Consider the following 15,983-nt stretch of genomic DNA (forward strand, 5'->3'; position numbering starts at 1 on the left):
CCTGCTGTTCGCCGGACCGGAGGCCGAGAAGAAGAGAGACTCGGGTAATCCGGACTATTCGGGAATCTCGTCGGCGTAGGACTCGGCGAACGAGACCCGCGGGGTGGTCGCGGCCTGATAGGCGGCGATACCTGCCAACACGAGTGCCGACAGTGCGAACACCACTGCCACCACGATGAACGAGATCGTCACAACCGTGCCCAGTGCACCGTCGACCGGATCGGTCACCAGCGCGCCGAACGCGGCCAGCGCCGCACCGAGCAATGCCCATGCCGCAGCCCGTACCCGCGGGCCGATCACCGCGGCATAGAACAGCCGCTGGTAGATCGTCGTCTCGTATTCTTCGACGGCCGCGATGCGCACCGGATCACCGGCGGCCAGCGAGCGCAGTTCCCGCGCCAGTTCCGTGCCTGCGCCCAGCGTCGTGGTCTCCCGGTCCCGGTAGCGCACATAGGCGACGACGGCGACGGCCGCGGCGATCAATCCAAGTCCAGCCCACCCTGTATCCACGAGTGAATACGCTACCCGGATGAGTGCGGCACCTCACACCGCCCCGCCGAACCCGGTTCCGACGGCACCGTGATGCCACCGGAACCGGGCTGTCTCGCGCCTCAGACGCGGGCGGTCACCGTGTGCGCGATATTGCCGCGGGTGGCCTTCGAATACGGGCAGAAGGCGTGCGCGCCGTCGGCGAGAGCCTGCGCCTGGGCCTCGTCCAGACCCGGCAGATAGGTTTCGATGTCGGCGGTGAGCCCGAACCCGCCCTCGCTGTCGTTTCCGATACCCACGGTCACCTTTACCGTCGTGCCTTCGGGCACCGTCACGCCCTGCTTGCCCGCGACGGCCCGCAGCGCACCGAGGTAGCACGCGGCGTAGCCGGCCGAGAACAGTTCCTCGGGGTTGCTTCCCTCACCGCTGCCACCCATCTCCGTGGGCGGGCGCAACTCAAGATCGATCCGGCCGGTCTCCGAGACCACCTCGCCGTCACGGCCTCCACCGGCCGCTGTTGATGAGACGTGGTACACGGCGTCGACTGACATTTGTTTCCTCCTGGGTGACGTCTTTCACTGACGGCCCCATTGTGCCCTTGCCGCCGCTGCCGCGGTCGCGATCAGTGGCACGTCATCCGTGTCATCCCCGGCCGAACATCGAACCGGACCGCACCTTGTTGGGCGCCGGCAACCAGTTGTTGACCTCTTTGCGCAGCGTGCACAGTGCGGACAAGGCCAGGAAGACCAACTGTGCCCAACCGGCCACCACTACCGCCACGGACAGCGTGTCATAGGCGAAGAGCAGGTCCACGCCGATCGGAATGCACATCATGTTCACCACAACAACCGCGAGGTACACATTGCGTACCCCGCGGCTGTTGTGTTTGGCGGCGTTCACCAGCAGCAGATATTCGACGGCCAGGAACACGATGATCAGGATCAGCATCACCGGCGGGAACGTCGATGCGATACCCGAGACCTCATCCTCGGGCGCCGCGTTACCCGGATCGTCGCGGAGCCCGTCGAGCAGACGCGCATGCAGCAGATCCTGAATGGTGCCCAGGTTCAGGAAGCCGTAGACCACGCAGATCGCCCCGGCCACGGCCGCCGCCCAGAATGCGGCGACGGCGTGCTTGGCCAGAGGTACCGGGACGTTGCCGGGATCACCGCGGCGGACCGGATACAAACTCGCCCGATCCCGGTCCTGCGACGATCGCTTGGCCAGCTCGGCCAGATCCTCGGCGTCCAGCTCGGCCTGGCTCGGCACATCCGGATCAGGAGATTCTCCGTCGCCGTGTGATCTCCCGTCGCCGTCCTTCATCGCCGGTTCTACCTCTCGTTCGGACGGCTGCGCGTCACCTTCTGAGGTGGTCGAGAACGAAGTTGGTACCCGGCAGCAGCGTCGTCAGCATCGGCACCACGTGATTGACGATCACCTTGGTCAGGATCGCCGGGGTGGCGTCGGTGTGGAACGTGACGTTCGCACCCAGAGCCTTCCAGTTCCGGTACAGATCCTTGACCTGACCATACGGGATGACATCATCGTGCAGACCGCCCTGCAGGTAGACGGGTGCGTTCGGCTTGAGCTGACCGATCCGGTTCTCCTCGAGCACCTTCACCGCGTCCGGGTACTTGTCGGCGATCTCGCCGAGCCGCCTACCGGAGATGGTCCAGCTGTTGGTGGGCTGGAAGGCATTGGTCAGGATGGTGTCGCCGATGCACTGAGTGGAGACCTGCTTGAGCCTGGCCTTGCCGCTCGCGTTCGCTTCCTTGTCCACCACCTCGCGCAGCGCCGGGTAGCGGGCCGTCATGCCGTTGATCGCGTAGCCGATGACACCGGAGATGGTGGTGCCGTCGACGGCGGCCAACACCTTGCGCAGGTCAGCGGGCGGAGCGCCGGCGTAGGTGGCCTTCACCTTCAGCTCCGGCGCGTACGTCTGGGCCAGTTCGGCGGCCGACGCCGCGGCGCCACCGCCCTGCGAGTAGCCGACGAAGCCGACCGGCGAGTTCTTCGGAGCCCCGCTGGCGTTGATCGCGGCGCGGGCGCCGTCGAGCATGGCGTGGCCGGTCTCGGAACGGTTCACGTAGGTGTGGATGCCGGGGGTGCCCATACCGATGTAGTCGGTCACGAACACCCGGACGCCGTTGAGCAGGAAGATATACATCTCGGGAGCGGTGTAGTTGACACCGATCGACGGTTTGGTGATATCGATGGACGCCGGGAACGACATCATCTTGGACGGCGCGCACTGGTCGCCCTGGCCGATGGTTCCGGGGCCGACGACGACGGTGGGCCGCGGTCCCTTGCCGGTCCAGGGCGCGGTGGGTTCGATGACGGTACCGGTTACTCCGACCGACTTGTTGTGGGCATCGCGCGAGGTGTACATCACCTTCTTGGCGGTGCCCGGCCACTGGTTCTTGACACCCGGGATCTGCAGCAGCAGCGGAATCGACTGCGTCTTGAGTATCGCGCCGGGCTTGTCGGCGATCGTGGCCGGTGGTGTGTAAAAGTCTGCGGCCGACGCGTCCGGAGCCGCCACCGAAGCGACGGTTGCGGTCATCGCACCTGCCAACAGAACCGCGGCCATCCGGAGCCCACGGCGGCGCGCTTTCCCTCCCCTGAGAATTTCCATGGAACGGTAGGCTACCTCACAGTAACTTGAGGACGTGTCCCGAGCCTCCGAATCGTGCGAACGGGGTGCCCATCACCACCGGTATGGCGCCGTCGTCCCGGACATCGGACGCCACATGGATCTCTTGCCGGTTCGGCTCGGTCGACCGAGTTCTGTCGTCGGCCGGCCCCGAAAAGCGAAGAAGGGCCGGGGCGCGCTGCCCCAGGCCCTTCTCACGTAATCACCGAGACTCAGGCGAGCAGCTCCGCGATCTGAATCGTGTTGAGCGCAGCGCCCTTTCGCAGATTGTCACCCGAGACGAACAGCGCCAGACCACGGCCGTCGGGCGCGCCCGGATCCTGCCGGATACGCCCGACGAGCGAGACGTCCTTGCCTGCCGCGGCGAGCGGGGTCGGCACGTCGGAAAGCTCCACGCCGGCAGCCGAACCCAGGATCTCCCGCGCCTGCTCCGGCGAGATCGACTGCGCGAATTCGGCGTTGATCGACAGCGAGTGTCCGGTGAACACCGGCACCCGCACACAGGTGCCGCTCACCAGCAGGTCGGGCAGGCCGAGGATCTTGCGCGACTCGTTGCGCAGCTTCTGATCCTCGTCGGTCTCGCCCGATCCGTCGTCCACCAGCGAACCGGCCAGGGCGACAACGTTGAACGCGATAGGCGCCACATACTTGACCGGGTCCGGGAATGCCACCGACGAACCGTCGTACACCAGCTTCTCGGCGTCCGGGGCCACCGCGCGCACCTGGCCCGCGAGTTCCTCCACACCGGCCAGACCGCTACCGGAGACCGCCTGATACGACGACACGATCAGCCGCTGCAAGCCGGCCGCGTCGTGCAGCGGTTTGAGTACCGGCATCGCCGCCATCGTGGTGCAGTTGGGGTTGGCGATGATGCCCTTGGGCGGGTTCTTGGCGAGTTCGCCGTTCACCTCGGACACCACCAGCGGCACGTCGGGATCCTTGCGCCACGCCGACGAGTTGTCGATGACGGTCACCCCGGCGGCGGCGAACCGTGGCGCCTGCTCCCGTGACATCGTCGCACCGGCCGAGAACAGCGCGATGTCCAGACCCGACGGGTCGGCCGTGGATGCGTCCTCGACGACGATCTCGCCATCGCCCCACGGCAGCTTTTTGCCGGCGGACCGCGCCGAGGCGAAGAACCGCACCTCGTCGGCGGGGAACCCGCGCTGCGCCAGCAGAGCACGCATGACGCCCCCCACCTGCCCGGTCGCGCCGACGACACCGATTCGCACAGTCATGTCCGTCTACCTTCCCGTTCCGGCGTAGACGACGGCCTCTTCGTCGCCGCCGAGATCGAATGCCTCGTGCAGGGCGCGCACCGCGTCGTCGAGTTCGGTGTCGCGGCACAGCACCGAGATACGGATCTCCGAGGTCGAGATCAGTTCGATGTTGATGCCGACCTTGCTCAGCGCCTCGCAGAACAAGGCCGTCACGCCCGGGTGCGACTTCATGCCGGCCCCGACCAGCGACACCTTGCCGATGTGGTCGTCGTAGAGCAGGTCAGTGAAGCCGATCTCGTCCTTGAGCCCGGTGAGCTTCTCCACACCGAGCGGGCCGAGCTCACGTGGCAGGGTGAAGGTGATATCGGTCTTACCGGTCTCCACCTTGGAGATATTCTGCAGCACCATGTCGATGTTGATCTCGGCATCGGCGACGGCACGGAACACCTTGGCCGCCGAACCCGGCTTGTCGTCGAGCCCGACGACGGTGATCTTGGCCTCGCTGCGGTCGTGTGCGACGCCGGTGAGAATGGCTTCTTCCACGGGAATGTCCTCCATTGATCCGGTCACGATGGTGCCGGGCTTGGTCGAGTACGACGAGCGCACGTGAACGGGAACGTTGTAGCGGCGCGCGTACTCGACGCACCGCAGCATCAGCACCTTGGCGCCGCACGCGGCCATTTCGAGCATCTCCTCGAACGACACCTTTTCCAGCCGGCGGGCGTCGGGCACGATGCGCGGGTCGGCCGTGTACACACCGTCGACGTCGGTGTAGATCTCGCACACGTCGGCCCGCAGCGCTGCGGCGAGCGCGACGGCGGTGGTGTCGGAACCACCGCGACCGAGCGTGGTGATGTCCTTGGTGTCCTGCGAGACGCCCTGGAAGCCGGCGACCAGCACGATCTTGCCCTCGTCGAGTGCGCTGCGGACACGGCCCGGGGTCACGTCGATGATCTTGGCCTTGCCGTGGCTGCTGGTGGTGATGACACCGGCCTGCGAGCCGGTGAACGACTGGGCCTGGGCGCCGAGCGAGGCGATCGCCATCGCGACGAGTGCGTTGGAGATCCGCTCACCGGAGGTGAGCAGCATGTCCATCTCGCGGGCGGGCGGGGCCGGATTGACCTGCTGGGCGAGGTCGAGCAGTTCGTCGGTGGTGTCACCCATCGCCGACACCACCACGACGACGTCGTTGCCCTGCTTCTTCGTCTCGACGATGCGCTCGGCGACACGACGGATTCGCTCGGCCGTCGCGACCGATGATCCTCCGTATTTCTGCACGACGAGTGCCACGTCGGTTCCCTTCTGTGATTCGGGTCATTCTGTGATTCGGGTCATTTTGGGGTTCGGGTGATTCTGCCTGTTCCGGGTGCCCGGGTGCAGGTAGTCGGGGTCAACCTTACCGGCGATGCGCCCCGCGTCCCGGCCGGGGCGAACACACCGCCTCCGACGCCCGGTGCCGACCGGCCGGTAACCGGAGCGGGCTACCCGCCGTCGCCGATGACCGTCGCAATGTATCGATGCGGTCTCGGTGGACGGCACGTGCGATGGGCGGACCCGTGCCGACACCGAGTCCGCCTACTATCGCCGCCATGGCATCGCTTGCCGACGAATCCAGGCCCGCCCGGGGCGACACCGCCGACACCCCGCCGGTCGGTGATGCGGCCGTTCCGGGCGACCGGATCCATGACGCGCCGAAGCCGGACACCCGGGCCCGCGCGGTCTCCGCGGCCCGGCCCCGCCTCGATGCCGCCGCGCACGTGCTGCGGCAGTGGGCGGCGCCGGTCGCCGTGTTCTTCGTGATCCGCGCGATCGGGGTGCTGGTACTCGCCGATATGGCGTACGCGAACGGCAAGTCCCTCGGTGACCGGCTCGCGGCGTGGGACGGCGAGTGGATGCTGGCTATCGCGGAGCACGGATACGGGGGTGTCCCGCCCGGCCTCACCGACGCACGGGGCGTGCACACCGCCGACACCGCGTACGCGTTCTTCCCCGGATACCCGTACCTGGTGTCGTTGGTGGCGAGGCTTCCACTGGTCACCACCTACGGCGCGGCGATCACCGTCAACGTGGTGCTGTGCGTGTTCGCCGCGGCCGGGGTGGCCCGGCTCGGCGCGCTCTGCGCCGAGCGGATGTCCGCCGCGCCGCCGTGGTCGGGCGATCGGGTGCGAAGGGTGTTGCCGCGCTCCCTGACACTGCTGGTCCCGGCCGCGCCCGACGGCCGGCGCACCACCACCCGCGGTTCCGACAACCCTGCCTCCGACATACCCGGCTCCCCGAACCCGCGCACCGTCGGCCTCATCGCGGTCGCACTGTTCGCCGCCACCCCGATGTCGATCGTGCTGAACATGGCGTACACGGAGGCCCTGTTCTGCGCGCTGGCGGTGTGGGCGCTGATCGGCGTACTGGAAGGACGATGGCTGCTCGCCGGTGTGTGCGCCCTGTTCGCGGGTGCCACGAGGCCGACGGGGATCGTGGTGATCGGGGTCGTCGTTCTCGCCGGTCTGTCGGCACTGCGACGGCGACCGGGCCGCCGCCCTGCCGACGCGCGCACGCGGATCCGGGCGGCGATCGCGCTCAGTTCCATCGGCTATTTCGGCTACCTGTGTGCGGTATGGGCGCACACAGGTAACCCGCTGGGCTGGTTCACCATCCAGACCGAGGGCTGGGACACCCGGTTCGACTTCGGTGTGGCCGCGGTCCGGTTCGTCAACGACACCCTCGCCCATTCGGGGGAGGTCGCCCCCGTGGCCACCGCGTGGATCATGTTGTCGACGCCGCTGCTGATCACGGTGGCGGTATGGGCGCGGCTGCCGTGGCCGGTTCTGCTGTACGCGGCGCTGGTGGTGGTGTCGATCGTGGCGTCGAGCGGATTGATGATGAGCCGGGCGCGGCTGCTGCTACCGGCGTTCGTGCTGCTGATCCCGTTCGCGGTGATCATGGCGCGGTGGCGTCCGGCCGCGATCGCGGCCACGCTGGTGCCGATCGTCGCGGCCAGTTCGTGGTTCGGTGCCCACATGCTCACCGTATATCCACACGCGATGTGAACCGGTCAGGCCGCTCGGCGCGGGCACACCAGCGCACCGAATCGCCAGGATGCCGGGGCGCCGCGCAGTGATCCGGGGCCGCAGTGCCGGACGCCGGCCGATGTCCTGCACCGGCGGCGATGGTCGTGATCTTTGTCGGAGTTGTGAGACATGTCCGTCAACCCATCCGATAGGTGTTCGTGGAGATGGTGAAGTGGTGGCCGCCGCCGGCGCAGTTGACGCCGTATCCGGGGTCGGTGGAACAGGTGATCCCGCGCACCTGCAGCAGTTTCCCGTAGGGCAACACGCGCTGGCGGGGTACCTCGACGGTGGTGTCGCTGTAGAAGGTGAACCGCGCGGGTGTCGCGGTGGTCATCGACACACCGTTCGGGTGGATCGAGGCGACCCCGCCGCCGGACACCCTGGGCGCCCCGGCCGGCACCGCGCCCTGACAGCCCGCCCAGGGTGCACCGCGGTCGAGGTGGATCGCGCATTTCCAGCTGCCCGACGGGGAGGTGAAGTAGTAGCTGCCGCCCACGCGGAAGTCTGCGGGGTCGACCTTCGGCCACTCGCCGGGGATTGCCGAGGCGGTGGGCACGGTGACCGCCAGCGGTGCGGCCGCGGCGACGATTCCGGCGACGAGGACCGCCGAACGACGGGCGAGGTGGGATGCGGTGATCTGTGTCATGACTCAACGATGACGCATGCCCATCGCCGCAGGCGATGGGCAGAACTCCCCTGCACGGCCTTTCCGGTGGGGAGAACTCCCCTGCGGCGGCGCGACCCCACGCACGATGAAGACGGGGGGTGGCCCGACCGGGTCGTCAGCCGGCGGCGAAACCCGCACACAACCAGGCGATGCCGCGGTCGACCTGGGCGCGGGGGTCGGTGAGTTCTCGGCCACGGGCGCTGCCGGCCAGTCCGGCCAGATGGGTCGGTGGGTCGATCGCACGGCCTTCGATGACGTCGACCAGACCACCCGGGGCATCCGATTCGGAGGCCAGTGCGACGCTGGGCAACGCGGCGAGGGCGACACCGTTGACAAAACTCCACACGGTCAGCGACATCTCGGTGGCCACCTCGACGTCGACGCCGAGGCCGTCCATGAAACCACCGACCAGCCAGTCCAGGCAGCGCAGCGAGTCGGCGCCGAATCCGTAGCGGGGTGAGCTGTATGCCTGCACCACCCACGGATGCCGCTGGTACAGGTCCCAGTCGATGTCGGTGGCCGCGGCCACCCGCTCGCGCCAGCCCAGCCGCGGATCGGTGGCGATCGGGTACGGAAAACGCCGCCCGACCTCGACGGTCATCTCCTCGATGAGGGCGTCCTTGTCGGCGACGTGCCGATACAGCGACATCGCGCCGACACCGAGTTCGTCGGCGATCCGACGCATCGAGAGCGCCCCCATCCCATCCCGGTCGGCAACCACGATCGCGGCGTCGACGATCGCGGGCAGGGTGAGTTTGGGGTACTCGGGGGCCACTGTGTGCATACCTCCGGGGAAGTTGTGGGAATAACCGGCTTGCGTACAGCGTACTCACCTACGTACCGTGACACGCGTACGCCGTACGCACGGCATCCCGGACCATCGAGCAGAAGGCAGCCACCCATGGCCATCGACCACCAGAGCAGTCACCAGCGCGCCGAGGCGGCACCCTCCGCCCCCCGCGCCGACCGCCGCACCTGGGTGGGCCTGGCCGTGCTCACCCTGCCGGTGATGCTCGTGTCGATGGACGTGTCCGTCCTCTACCTGGCCATCCCCGCGATCACCTCGGCGCTCGACCCGTCCGCGTCCGAACAGCTGTGGATCCTCGATATCTACGGCTTCCTGCTCGCCGGCCTGCTCATCACCATGGGCAATGTCGGCGACCGCATCGGCCGCCGCAAGATCCTGCTGGCCGGTGCCGTGCTGTTCGGGGTCGCCTCGACGATCGCCGCGTTCGCACCCAGCGCGGGTGTGCTCATCGCGGCCCGCGCGCTGATGGGCCTGGGCGGCGCCACCCTGCTGCCGTCGAGCCTGTCGCTGATCGCGAACATGTTCGTCCACGCCCGTGACCGGGGCCTGGCGATCGGCGTCTGGACTGCGGTGTTCGCCGGTGGCAGCGCCGTCGGGCCGGTCGTCGGCGGCGTGCTCATGCACCACTTCTGGTGGGGTTCGGTGTTCCTCATCAACGTGCCCGTGGTCATCGTGCTGCTGCTGGTCGGGCCGCGCCTGGTGCCGGAGTTCCGTGCCGGCGCGACCGGGCCCTTCGACGTCCTCGGGGTCGTCCTCTCGATGGCGGGCATCTTGCCGCTGATGTATGCGATCAAGACAATGGCCGCACACGGATTCTCGGTCGGCACCCTGCTGATCGGGATCACCGGCCTCGCCCTGCTGGTCGCGTTCCTGGTGCACCAGAAGCGCACCCCGCACCCACTGCTGGATCTGTCGCTGTTCAGCAACCCGATGTTCAGCGGATCGGTCGCGGTCGCCCTCACCGGCATGATGGCCCTGGGCGGCATGTCGTACCTGACCGGCGTCTACCTGCAGTCGGTCCTGAATATGGATGTGCTGGCGGCCGCGATCGCCGGCCTGCCGATGGCCTGCGCGGTGGCGGTCTTCTCCGTCGGCGCCGCGAAAGTGGCATCCGTGGTCGGCACCCGCTCCGCGTTCGTCGGCTCAGTGGTGCTCACCGCCATCGGGGCGGCCGGCGTGCTCGCGCTCGGCGTCAACAGCCCCGTATGGACCTACGTCGTGTTCACCAGCATCGCGGGCGTCGGTTTCGGTATCCAGTTCAGTCTGGTCTCCGAGGTCGTCGTCGGGTCGGTGCCGCCGGAACGTTCCGGTGCGGCCTCCAGCATCTCCGAAACGTGCTTCGAACTCGGCACCGCACTCGGACTGGGGCTGCTCGGTTCGCTGGCCACCCTCACTTTCCGCGCGGGGTCCGGTGGCAACGAATCCGGTGGGCACGAATTCGGTGACACGCTCGGTGACACGATGCATACCGCCGACGGCCTCGGCACATCCGGCCAGGCGCTCGCCGACGCCGCCAGACAGGCGTTCGTCGACGGTATGCATGTGGCGGCATCGGTCACCGCGATCATGCTGACGGTGGTTGCCGTGGTGCTCGTGTTCGTGATGCGGCCCGCCGCCCGGCCGGTGGTCGAGGAGCCGATCGCTGCCTGATGCCTTACCGTCGTCAGGGTGCATGAACTGATCACAGGCCGCTGGAGTGCCCGCGGCTACGACCCCACGGCCACCATCTCCACAGCCGATCTCACCGAGATCCTGCAGGCCGGCCGGTGGGCCGCCACCTGGGGTAAGGTGCAGCCGGTCCGGTTCATCGTCGGGGTTCGCGGTGACGTGACATTCACGGCGATGACGGAGCTGCTGACCAGGGGAAACAAGCCATGGGCGCCGGACGCGGCGGCACTGATCATGGTATGCACCACCGACAACCCTGACGACGCGAAGGCCCACGACTACGGCGCCGTCGACCTGGGGCTGGCGGTGGCCCAGATGAGCATCCAGGCACAGGCACTAGGTATCAACACGCATCCGATGGCCGGTTTCGACACCGCGGGTGCGCGAGCGCGATTCGCCCTGCCCGAGGACAGTCGGGCGATGGTCATCCTGGCCGTCGGCCGCCTATCCGACGACCCGTCGACACTCAGCCCCGAAGTGCGCGAACGGGATTCGGCACCCCGAAAACGACTTCCGCTCAACGAGATCGCCTTCGCCGAGACCTGGGGGCAGGCATTCGCAGCACAGCCATGAGCAGTCGGCGATAAGCGATCTTGTTCACACCGGCGGTGTCGGTACGCGATCCGCGATAGGCTGACCGATGGCGCGGACAACCGAAGCCGCCAGACGCGACATCCGGGGGGCGCCATGCACGTGACCACAATCGACCTGGTGATGCTGTCCGGATCGTTCACCGAACTGCGCACACACTGGTCCGGCGAACCGGTCCGGCGCCAGCTCGCGGTCACTTTCAATCAGGCCAATCATCTTCTGGGACTGGCTGATCCAACATCCCAAGGGGTGTGGATCGCCGGCACTGTCGATCTCGGCAGCAGTGCCGAACCGGTCGACGCGGATCGGGCCGCGCTCTCGGTCGCCCGGTTCCTGTCGGAGCACGACGCACTTCGCGCGCGCTTCCAATTCGATCCGGACACCTGCGGGCCGTACGCCGACGTGTTCGGGCCGAACCAGGTACAGGTGACCGTCACCCCCCACGGGAAGATCGGATCTGATGATCTGGCAACACTTCTGGGAGACAGGTGCCGCAGCGGCGAGGTGCCGGGGGTGCTCTTCGGCCTACTCGACTCGACGCTCATCGTCGGCTTCGACCATGCCCATTGCGACGCCCTCACCGTCGATCTGGCGTTACGCCGAATTCGTGAGCTGTACATCGATCCCGATACCCGTCGCAGTCCCGGTCAGCGCTTCTTCGACCGATCCGAACTCGACGGATTCCTCAGCGAGAAGCTCGCCGCCACCGAAGGTGAGCATCCCCAATTGCCCGCCTGGCGAAGGTTTTTCGCCGCCAACGGGGATGCCATCCCCACCTTCCCGCTGCCGTTGGGTGAGATCGCGCCGGGTGGCGCCCCACAGCGCACGCGCGTGATCGAACTGCTCGACGACACCGCCGCCGACGCACTCGGACGCGGTGCGTTCGCAAAGCTCCTGGCCCTGCTCGCCGCATCCATCGCCGAACAGGGCGGGCCACGAACACTGTCGACGGTCATTCCCGTGCACACCCGCGGCCGGTCGAGCTCACCATGGCACCGCACGGCGGGCTGGTTGGTCACCAACGCGCCGGTGCGGGTGCGTGCCGGCGATGTCGGTGGTGCCGGCCGCGCCCTCAAGTCCGCGCTCGGCCTGGCCGCCGTCCCCCTCGACCACGTGTTGCAGCGTTGCCGACCGGCGATGACCACCGCCGACATCTTCATGGTGTCCTATCTCGACTACCGCCGACTGGGAGATCCGCTGCCCGGCGCCCGGCACATCTCCAACAGCACAACCACCGACAGCGTGCAGATGTGGTTCTCCCGCCACCACGACGGCCTCGACCTGCGCATACGCTACCCCGACACCACCACGGCCAACGCCACCGTCGACGCCCTCGTCTGTTCACTGGCCGAACGCCTGCGCCGCTACACCGACACCGCACGCACCGCCACCGTCTGACACACGCATCGCTTTTCCCACCGCATCGCATTTCCCACGCGGACCGAAGCCGTCCGCAATGACTCATGGCGTGTTCCCCATCCCACCACGAGGAGCACGCCGTCGGCCTGATCGTCAGCGTCCGGCTCGGTGACCGGTACGGTCGCCGGCCGCTGTTCGTCACCGGTCTCGCCGCAGTCGGCATCAGGTCGCCGGCCTGCGGGCCGGCCGCCGAACCGGGCCATTTGGACGAGTGCATCGGCAGGAGTACAGTGTTCGGCATGCAGCGTGCGCTCCTTCTCGGTTGCCGCGGCGGGGTCTGATTCGACCGGCTCTCCGCCGCGGGGATCAGACGTGCCGGTCACTCCCCTTACTTTCTTGACCTGGAGACCGACCCATCATGGCCGCAGCAGACACTTTCACCTCCGGAGCCAGCCGCATCGTTGAGCCTTCCGGCCCCATCCCCGCCGACCAGCCCGTCTGGAATCCGCAGCGTTCCTCGGCGATGCCCGTCCACCGCTACCTGCAGTTCGCCGATGAGGTGGAGAAGGTATCGGTACCTGACCGCACCTGGCCCGACAAGGTCATCACCAAGGCGCCGCTGTGGTGCGCGGTCGACCTGCGTGACGGCAATCAGGCGCTGATCGACCCGATGAGTCCGGCCCGCAAACGCCGCATGTTCGACCTGCTGGTGCGGATGGGCTACAAGGAGATCGAGGTCGGTTTCCCGTCGGCCAGCCAGACCGATTTCGATTTCGTCCGCGAGATCATCGAGGACGGCGCGATCCCCGAGGATGTCACCATCCAGGTGCTCACCCAGTGCCGTTCGGAGCTGATCGAGCGCACTTTCGAGGCCTGCCGTGGTGCGTCGAATGTGATTGTGCACTTCTACAATTCAACATCGGTGCTGCAACGCCGCGTGGTTTTCCGGGCCGAGAAGCCGACCATCGTGAAGATCGCCACCGATGCCGCGCGTCTGGTGCTGGAGGAGGAGAAGAAGTACCCCGACACCACTTGGCGGTACGAGTATTCTCCCGAGTCGTACACCGGCACCGAACTGTCGTTCGCCAAACAGGTATGCGACGCGGTCTCCGAGATCATCGCACCCACTCCCGAAAAGCCGCTGATCATCAATCTGCCGGCGACGGTCGAGATGGCCACCCCGAATGTCTACGCCGATTCGATCGAGTGGATGAGCCGTAACCTGGCCCGCCGCGATTCGATCATCCTGAGCCTGCATCCGCACAACGATCGCGGCACCGCGGTCGCCGCCGCCGAGTTGGGCTATCAGGCCGGGGCCGACCGCATCGAGGGCTGCCTGTTCGGAAACGGTGAACGGACCGGCAATGTGTGTCTGGTGACCCTCGGCATGAATATGTTCAGCCGCGGCGTCGACCCGCAGATCAGTTTCTCCGACATCGACGAGATCCGCCGCACGGTCGAGTACTGCAACCAGCTGAACGTGCCCGAGCGGCATCCCTACGGTGGCGATCTGGTGTACACGGCGTTCTCCGGCAGCCACCAGGACGCCATCAACAAGGGCCTGGACCAGATGAAGATCGACGCCGACGAGCAGGATTCGGATGTCGATGACATCGTCTGGGCGGTCCCGTACCTGCCGATCGATCCGAAGGATGTGGGCCGCAACTACGAGGCAGTGATCCGGGTGAACAGCCAGTCCGGCAAGGGCGGCGTCGCCTACATCATGAAGGCCGACCACGGTATGAATCTGCCGCGGCGTCTGCAGATCGAGTTCAGCCGCGAGATTCAGAAGATCACCGACGGCGAGGGCGGCGAGGTCAATCCCAAGGAGATGTGGGATGTCTTCAGCCAGGAATACCTGCTGCCGATCACTCCGTTGGAGCGGATGCGTCAGCGTGTCGACGCCTCCGAGGTCGACGGTGGCGAGGACCAGATCACCGCGATCGTGAAGGTCAACGGGGTTGAGCGCGAGATCGAGGGCGTCGGCAACGGCCCGCTCGCCGCGTTCGTGAACGCCATCGGCACGGTCGGTTTCGACGTCCGCGTCCTCGACTACGCCGAGCACGCCCTGACTTCGGGTGACGATGCGAGCGCCGTTTGCTACGTCGAGGTGGAGGCCAACGGCGAGACGGTGTGGGGTGTGGGCATCGCCCCGTCCATCACCACTGCGAGCCTGCGCGCCGTCGTCTCGGCCGTGAACCGCGCCCATCGCGCGGCCGCCCCGGCCGATTCGGGTGACGCCGCGCCACGCACCTGGGCACCGTAACAGCGCGCACCCCTTGAGTTCCGGTGACCGACCTACCTGTTGCGCCACCGGGTGAAGGCCGCCGGTCACCTCAGCGAGCGATCCCCGCTGTGATCGGCGGCCTCGCCCCCGGCAACGTCTGCCCGGTGATCAGCCTGCCATCCACAGGATCGGCACCCGGCAGTCGCCCACACGGCTCGCCGGGTGCGTCTTTCCGGTTCGTGCGGACTGTCAGGGGGCGTCGATCGCATCCGCCTGCGCATGCAGCAGATCGACCACGGCCTCGACGGAGCGGCGCGGGTTGGGCCGTGTCAGCGCCTCATACACGCGGGCGGCGCGGACTCCGGTGAGCGTCACCGCCGTCACCGCCGGATCGCGCGCCGCGTGGCGCGGCATCAGCGCGATTCCGTGCCCGGCGGCGACGAGCGCCTCGATGGTCGTGAAGTCGAGCATCCGCTGGGCGACGCGGGGTGCGACACCGGTGACCGCCGACATCGACAACAGGACATCGTCGACGGGATAGCCACCCTCCACGCTGATCCAGTCGGCATCGGCCAGCTCGGCCACCGACACCGTGGCACGGTGCGCGAAAGACGATGTGGCCGAGACGATCACGTCCAGGGGTTCGCGCATCAGCTCGGTGATGCGCACCCGCGGCGAGGACAGGGCGTGGGTCCGTTCGTCACGGTGGGTAACAACTATGTCGTAGTCGGTGAGCGCTGCGGGCGCGTCGGGATAGCTGACGTCAAGATGTCCTGCGCGCACGTCGATCCCGGCCGCTGTTGCCTCATGGAGCAGGCCCGGCAACAACAACGCGGCACCCGACGGAAACATCGCCAGCCGTACGGAGGCTTTGCCCGAGCGGTACGCCGACATCTCCTCGACGGCCCGCTCGACGGCGGCGATCACATCGTCGGCACGCAGGACGAGCGCGCGTCCGGCGTCAGTGAGCCGGAGCCCACGACCGTCCGGTTCGAGCAGTTCCACCCCGGCCTCGTCGGCGAGGACCTTGAGTTGCTGGGATACCGCCGACGGCGTCATGTGCAGAGCGGCCGCCACGGCACCCACCGACCCGCGGTCGGCGAACTCCCGCAGCAGCCGCAACCTGCGCACTTCCATGCATGTACGTTACCGCTCGAGGGCGCCGCTTGATTCCCCGCCGACCGATTCCCCGTCGGTTGAGGTGCGCGGCCGCCCAGCGGCCGAGCCTCGAAGCCT

The 15,983-nt window shown here is 67.5% G+C and carries 15 protein-coding genes; 6 read left to right on the forward strand and 9 right to left on the reverse strand.

The features are described 5' to 3' along the window. Positions 1–54 precede the first annotated feature (54 nt). From GII31_RS20565 to GII31_RS20590, 6 genes are all read right to left on the reverse strand, one after another. The gene (locus GII31_RS20565) at positions 55–510 is read right to left on the reverse strand and encodes a hypothetical protein (protein WP_213245184.1); all 456 of its coding nucleotides are present in this window, start codon (positions 508–510) and stop codon (positions 55–57) included. A gap of 101 nt (positions 511–611) precedes the next feature. Beyond that, positions 612–1,040 (reverse strand): organic hydroperoxide resistance protein, encoded by a 429-nt coding sequence (locus GII31_RS20570; RefSeq protein ID WP_213245185.1) that lies wholly within the window; start codon positions 1,038–1,040, stop codon positions 612–614. 91 nt (positions 1,041–1,131) lie between these two features. Beyond that, positions 1,132–1,812 (reverse strand): hypothetical protein, encoded by a 681-nt coding sequence (locus tag GII31_RS20575; protein WP_260840164.1) that lies wholly within the window; start codon positions 1,810–1,812, stop codon positions 1,132–1,134. Positions 1,813–1,846: 34 nt separating this feature from the next. Then, positions 1,847–3,124, reverse strand: coding sequence for a lipase family protein (locus tag GII31_RS20580; protein WP_213245187.1), 1,278 nt, complete (start codon positions 3,122–3,124; stop codon positions 1,847–1,849). 230 nt (positions 3,125–3,354) lie between these two features. Beyond that, positions 3,355–4,380, reverse strand: a complete 1,026-nt coding sequence (locus GII31_RS20585) for an aspartate-semialdehyde dehydrogenase (RefSeq protein ID WP_213245188.1) — start codon at positions 4,378–4,380, stop codon at positions 3,355–3,357. Positions 4,381–4,386: 6 nt separating this feature from the next. Continuing rightward, on the reverse strand, positions 4,387–5,652 hold the full coding sequence (locus tag GII31_RS20590) for an aspartate kinase (RefSeq protein WP_213245189.1): 1,266 nt from the start codon (positions 5,650–5,652) through the stop codon (positions 4,387–4,389). 299 nt (positions 5,653–5,951) lie between these two features. Between GII31_RS20590 and GII31_RS20595 the strand changes: the two genes are divergently transcribed. Then, complete coding sequence (locus GII31_RS20595) at positions 5,952–7,406, forward strand: hypothetical protein (protein WP_246221982.1); 1,455 nt, start codon at positions 5,952–5,954, stop codon at positions 7,404–7,406. A gap of 157 nt (positions 7,407–7,563) precedes the next feature. Here the strand turns inward: GII31_RS20595 and GII31_RS20600 are convergent, their stop codons facing one another. Together GII31_RS20600 and GII31_RS20605 are read right to left on the reverse strand one after the other, a co-directional pair. Beyond that, on the reverse strand, positions 7,564–8,073 hold the full coding sequence (locus GII31_RS20600) for a hypothetical protein (RefSeq protein WP_213245190.1): 510 nt from the start codon (positions 8,071–8,073) through the stop codon (positions 7,564–7,566). A 136-nt stretch (positions 8,074–8,209) separates the two neighbouring features. After that, positions 8,210–8,878, reverse strand: a complete 669-nt coding sequence (locus GII31_RS20605) for a TetR/AcrR family transcriptional regulator (protein WP_213245191.1) — start codon at positions 8,876–8,878, stop codon at positions 8,210–8,212. Between the two features lie 117 nt (positions 8,879–8,995). Here GII31_RS20605 and GII31_RS20610 point away from each other — a divergent pair, with 117 nt between their 5' ends. The 5 genes from GII31_RS20610 (at position 8,996) to leuA (ending at position 14,786) form a co-directional block, all read left to right on the forward strand. Then, complete coding sequence (locus GII31_RS20610) at positions 8,996–10,552, forward strand: MFS transporter (protein ID WP_213245192.1); 1,557 nt, start codon at positions 8,996–8,998, stop codon at positions 10,550–10,552. 18 nt (positions 10,553–10,570) lie between these two features. Then, positions 10,571–11,143: a nitroreductase family protein gene (locus GII31_RS20615; RefSeq protein ID WP_213245193.1), complete on the forward strand. Its 573-nt coding sequence runs from the start codon at positions 10,571–10,573 to the stop codon at positions 11,141–11,143. A 114-nt stretch (positions 11,144–11,257) separates the two neighbouring features. Further along, on the forward strand, positions 11,258–12,559 hold the full coding sequence (locus tag GII31_RS20620; RefSeq protein ID WP_407649857.1) for a condensation domain-containing protein: 1,302 nt from the start codon (positions 11,258–11,260) through the stop codon (positions 12,557–12,559). A 65-nt stretch (positions 12,560–12,624) separates the two neighbouring features. Continuing rightward, positions 12,625–12,861 carry a hypothetical protein gene (locus GII31_RS20625; RefSeq protein ID WP_213245195.1) on the forward strand — a complete coding sequence of 79 codons (237 nt, stop codon included), beginning with the start codon at positions 12,625–12,627 and terminating at the stop codon, positions 12,859–12,861. A 77-nt stretch (positions 12,862–12,938) separates the two neighbouring features. Then, positions 12,939–14,786 (forward strand): 2-isopropylmalate synthase, encoded by a 1,848-nt coding sequence (leuA, locus tag GII31_RS20630; protein ID WP_260840165.1) that lies wholly within the window; start codon positions 12,939–12,941, stop codon positions 14,784–14,786. Positions 14,787–14,996: 210 nt separating this feature from the next. Here the strand turns inward: leuA and GII31_RS20635 are convergent, their stop codons facing one another. Further along, positions 14,997–15,884 carry a LysR family transcriptional regulator gene (locus GII31_RS20635; protein ID WP_213245197.1) on the reverse strand — a complete coding sequence of 296 codons (888 nt, stop codon included), beginning with the start codon at positions 15,882–15,884 and terminating at the stop codon, positions 14,997–14,999. Between the last annotated feature and the right edge of the window lie 99 nt (positions 15,885–15,983).

Source organism: Gordonia pseudamarae, from assembly GCF_025273675.1.
GTDB classification, from domain to species: Bacteria; Actinomycetota; Actinomycetes; order Mycobacteriales; family Mycobacteriaceae; genus Gordonia; species Gordonia pseudamarae.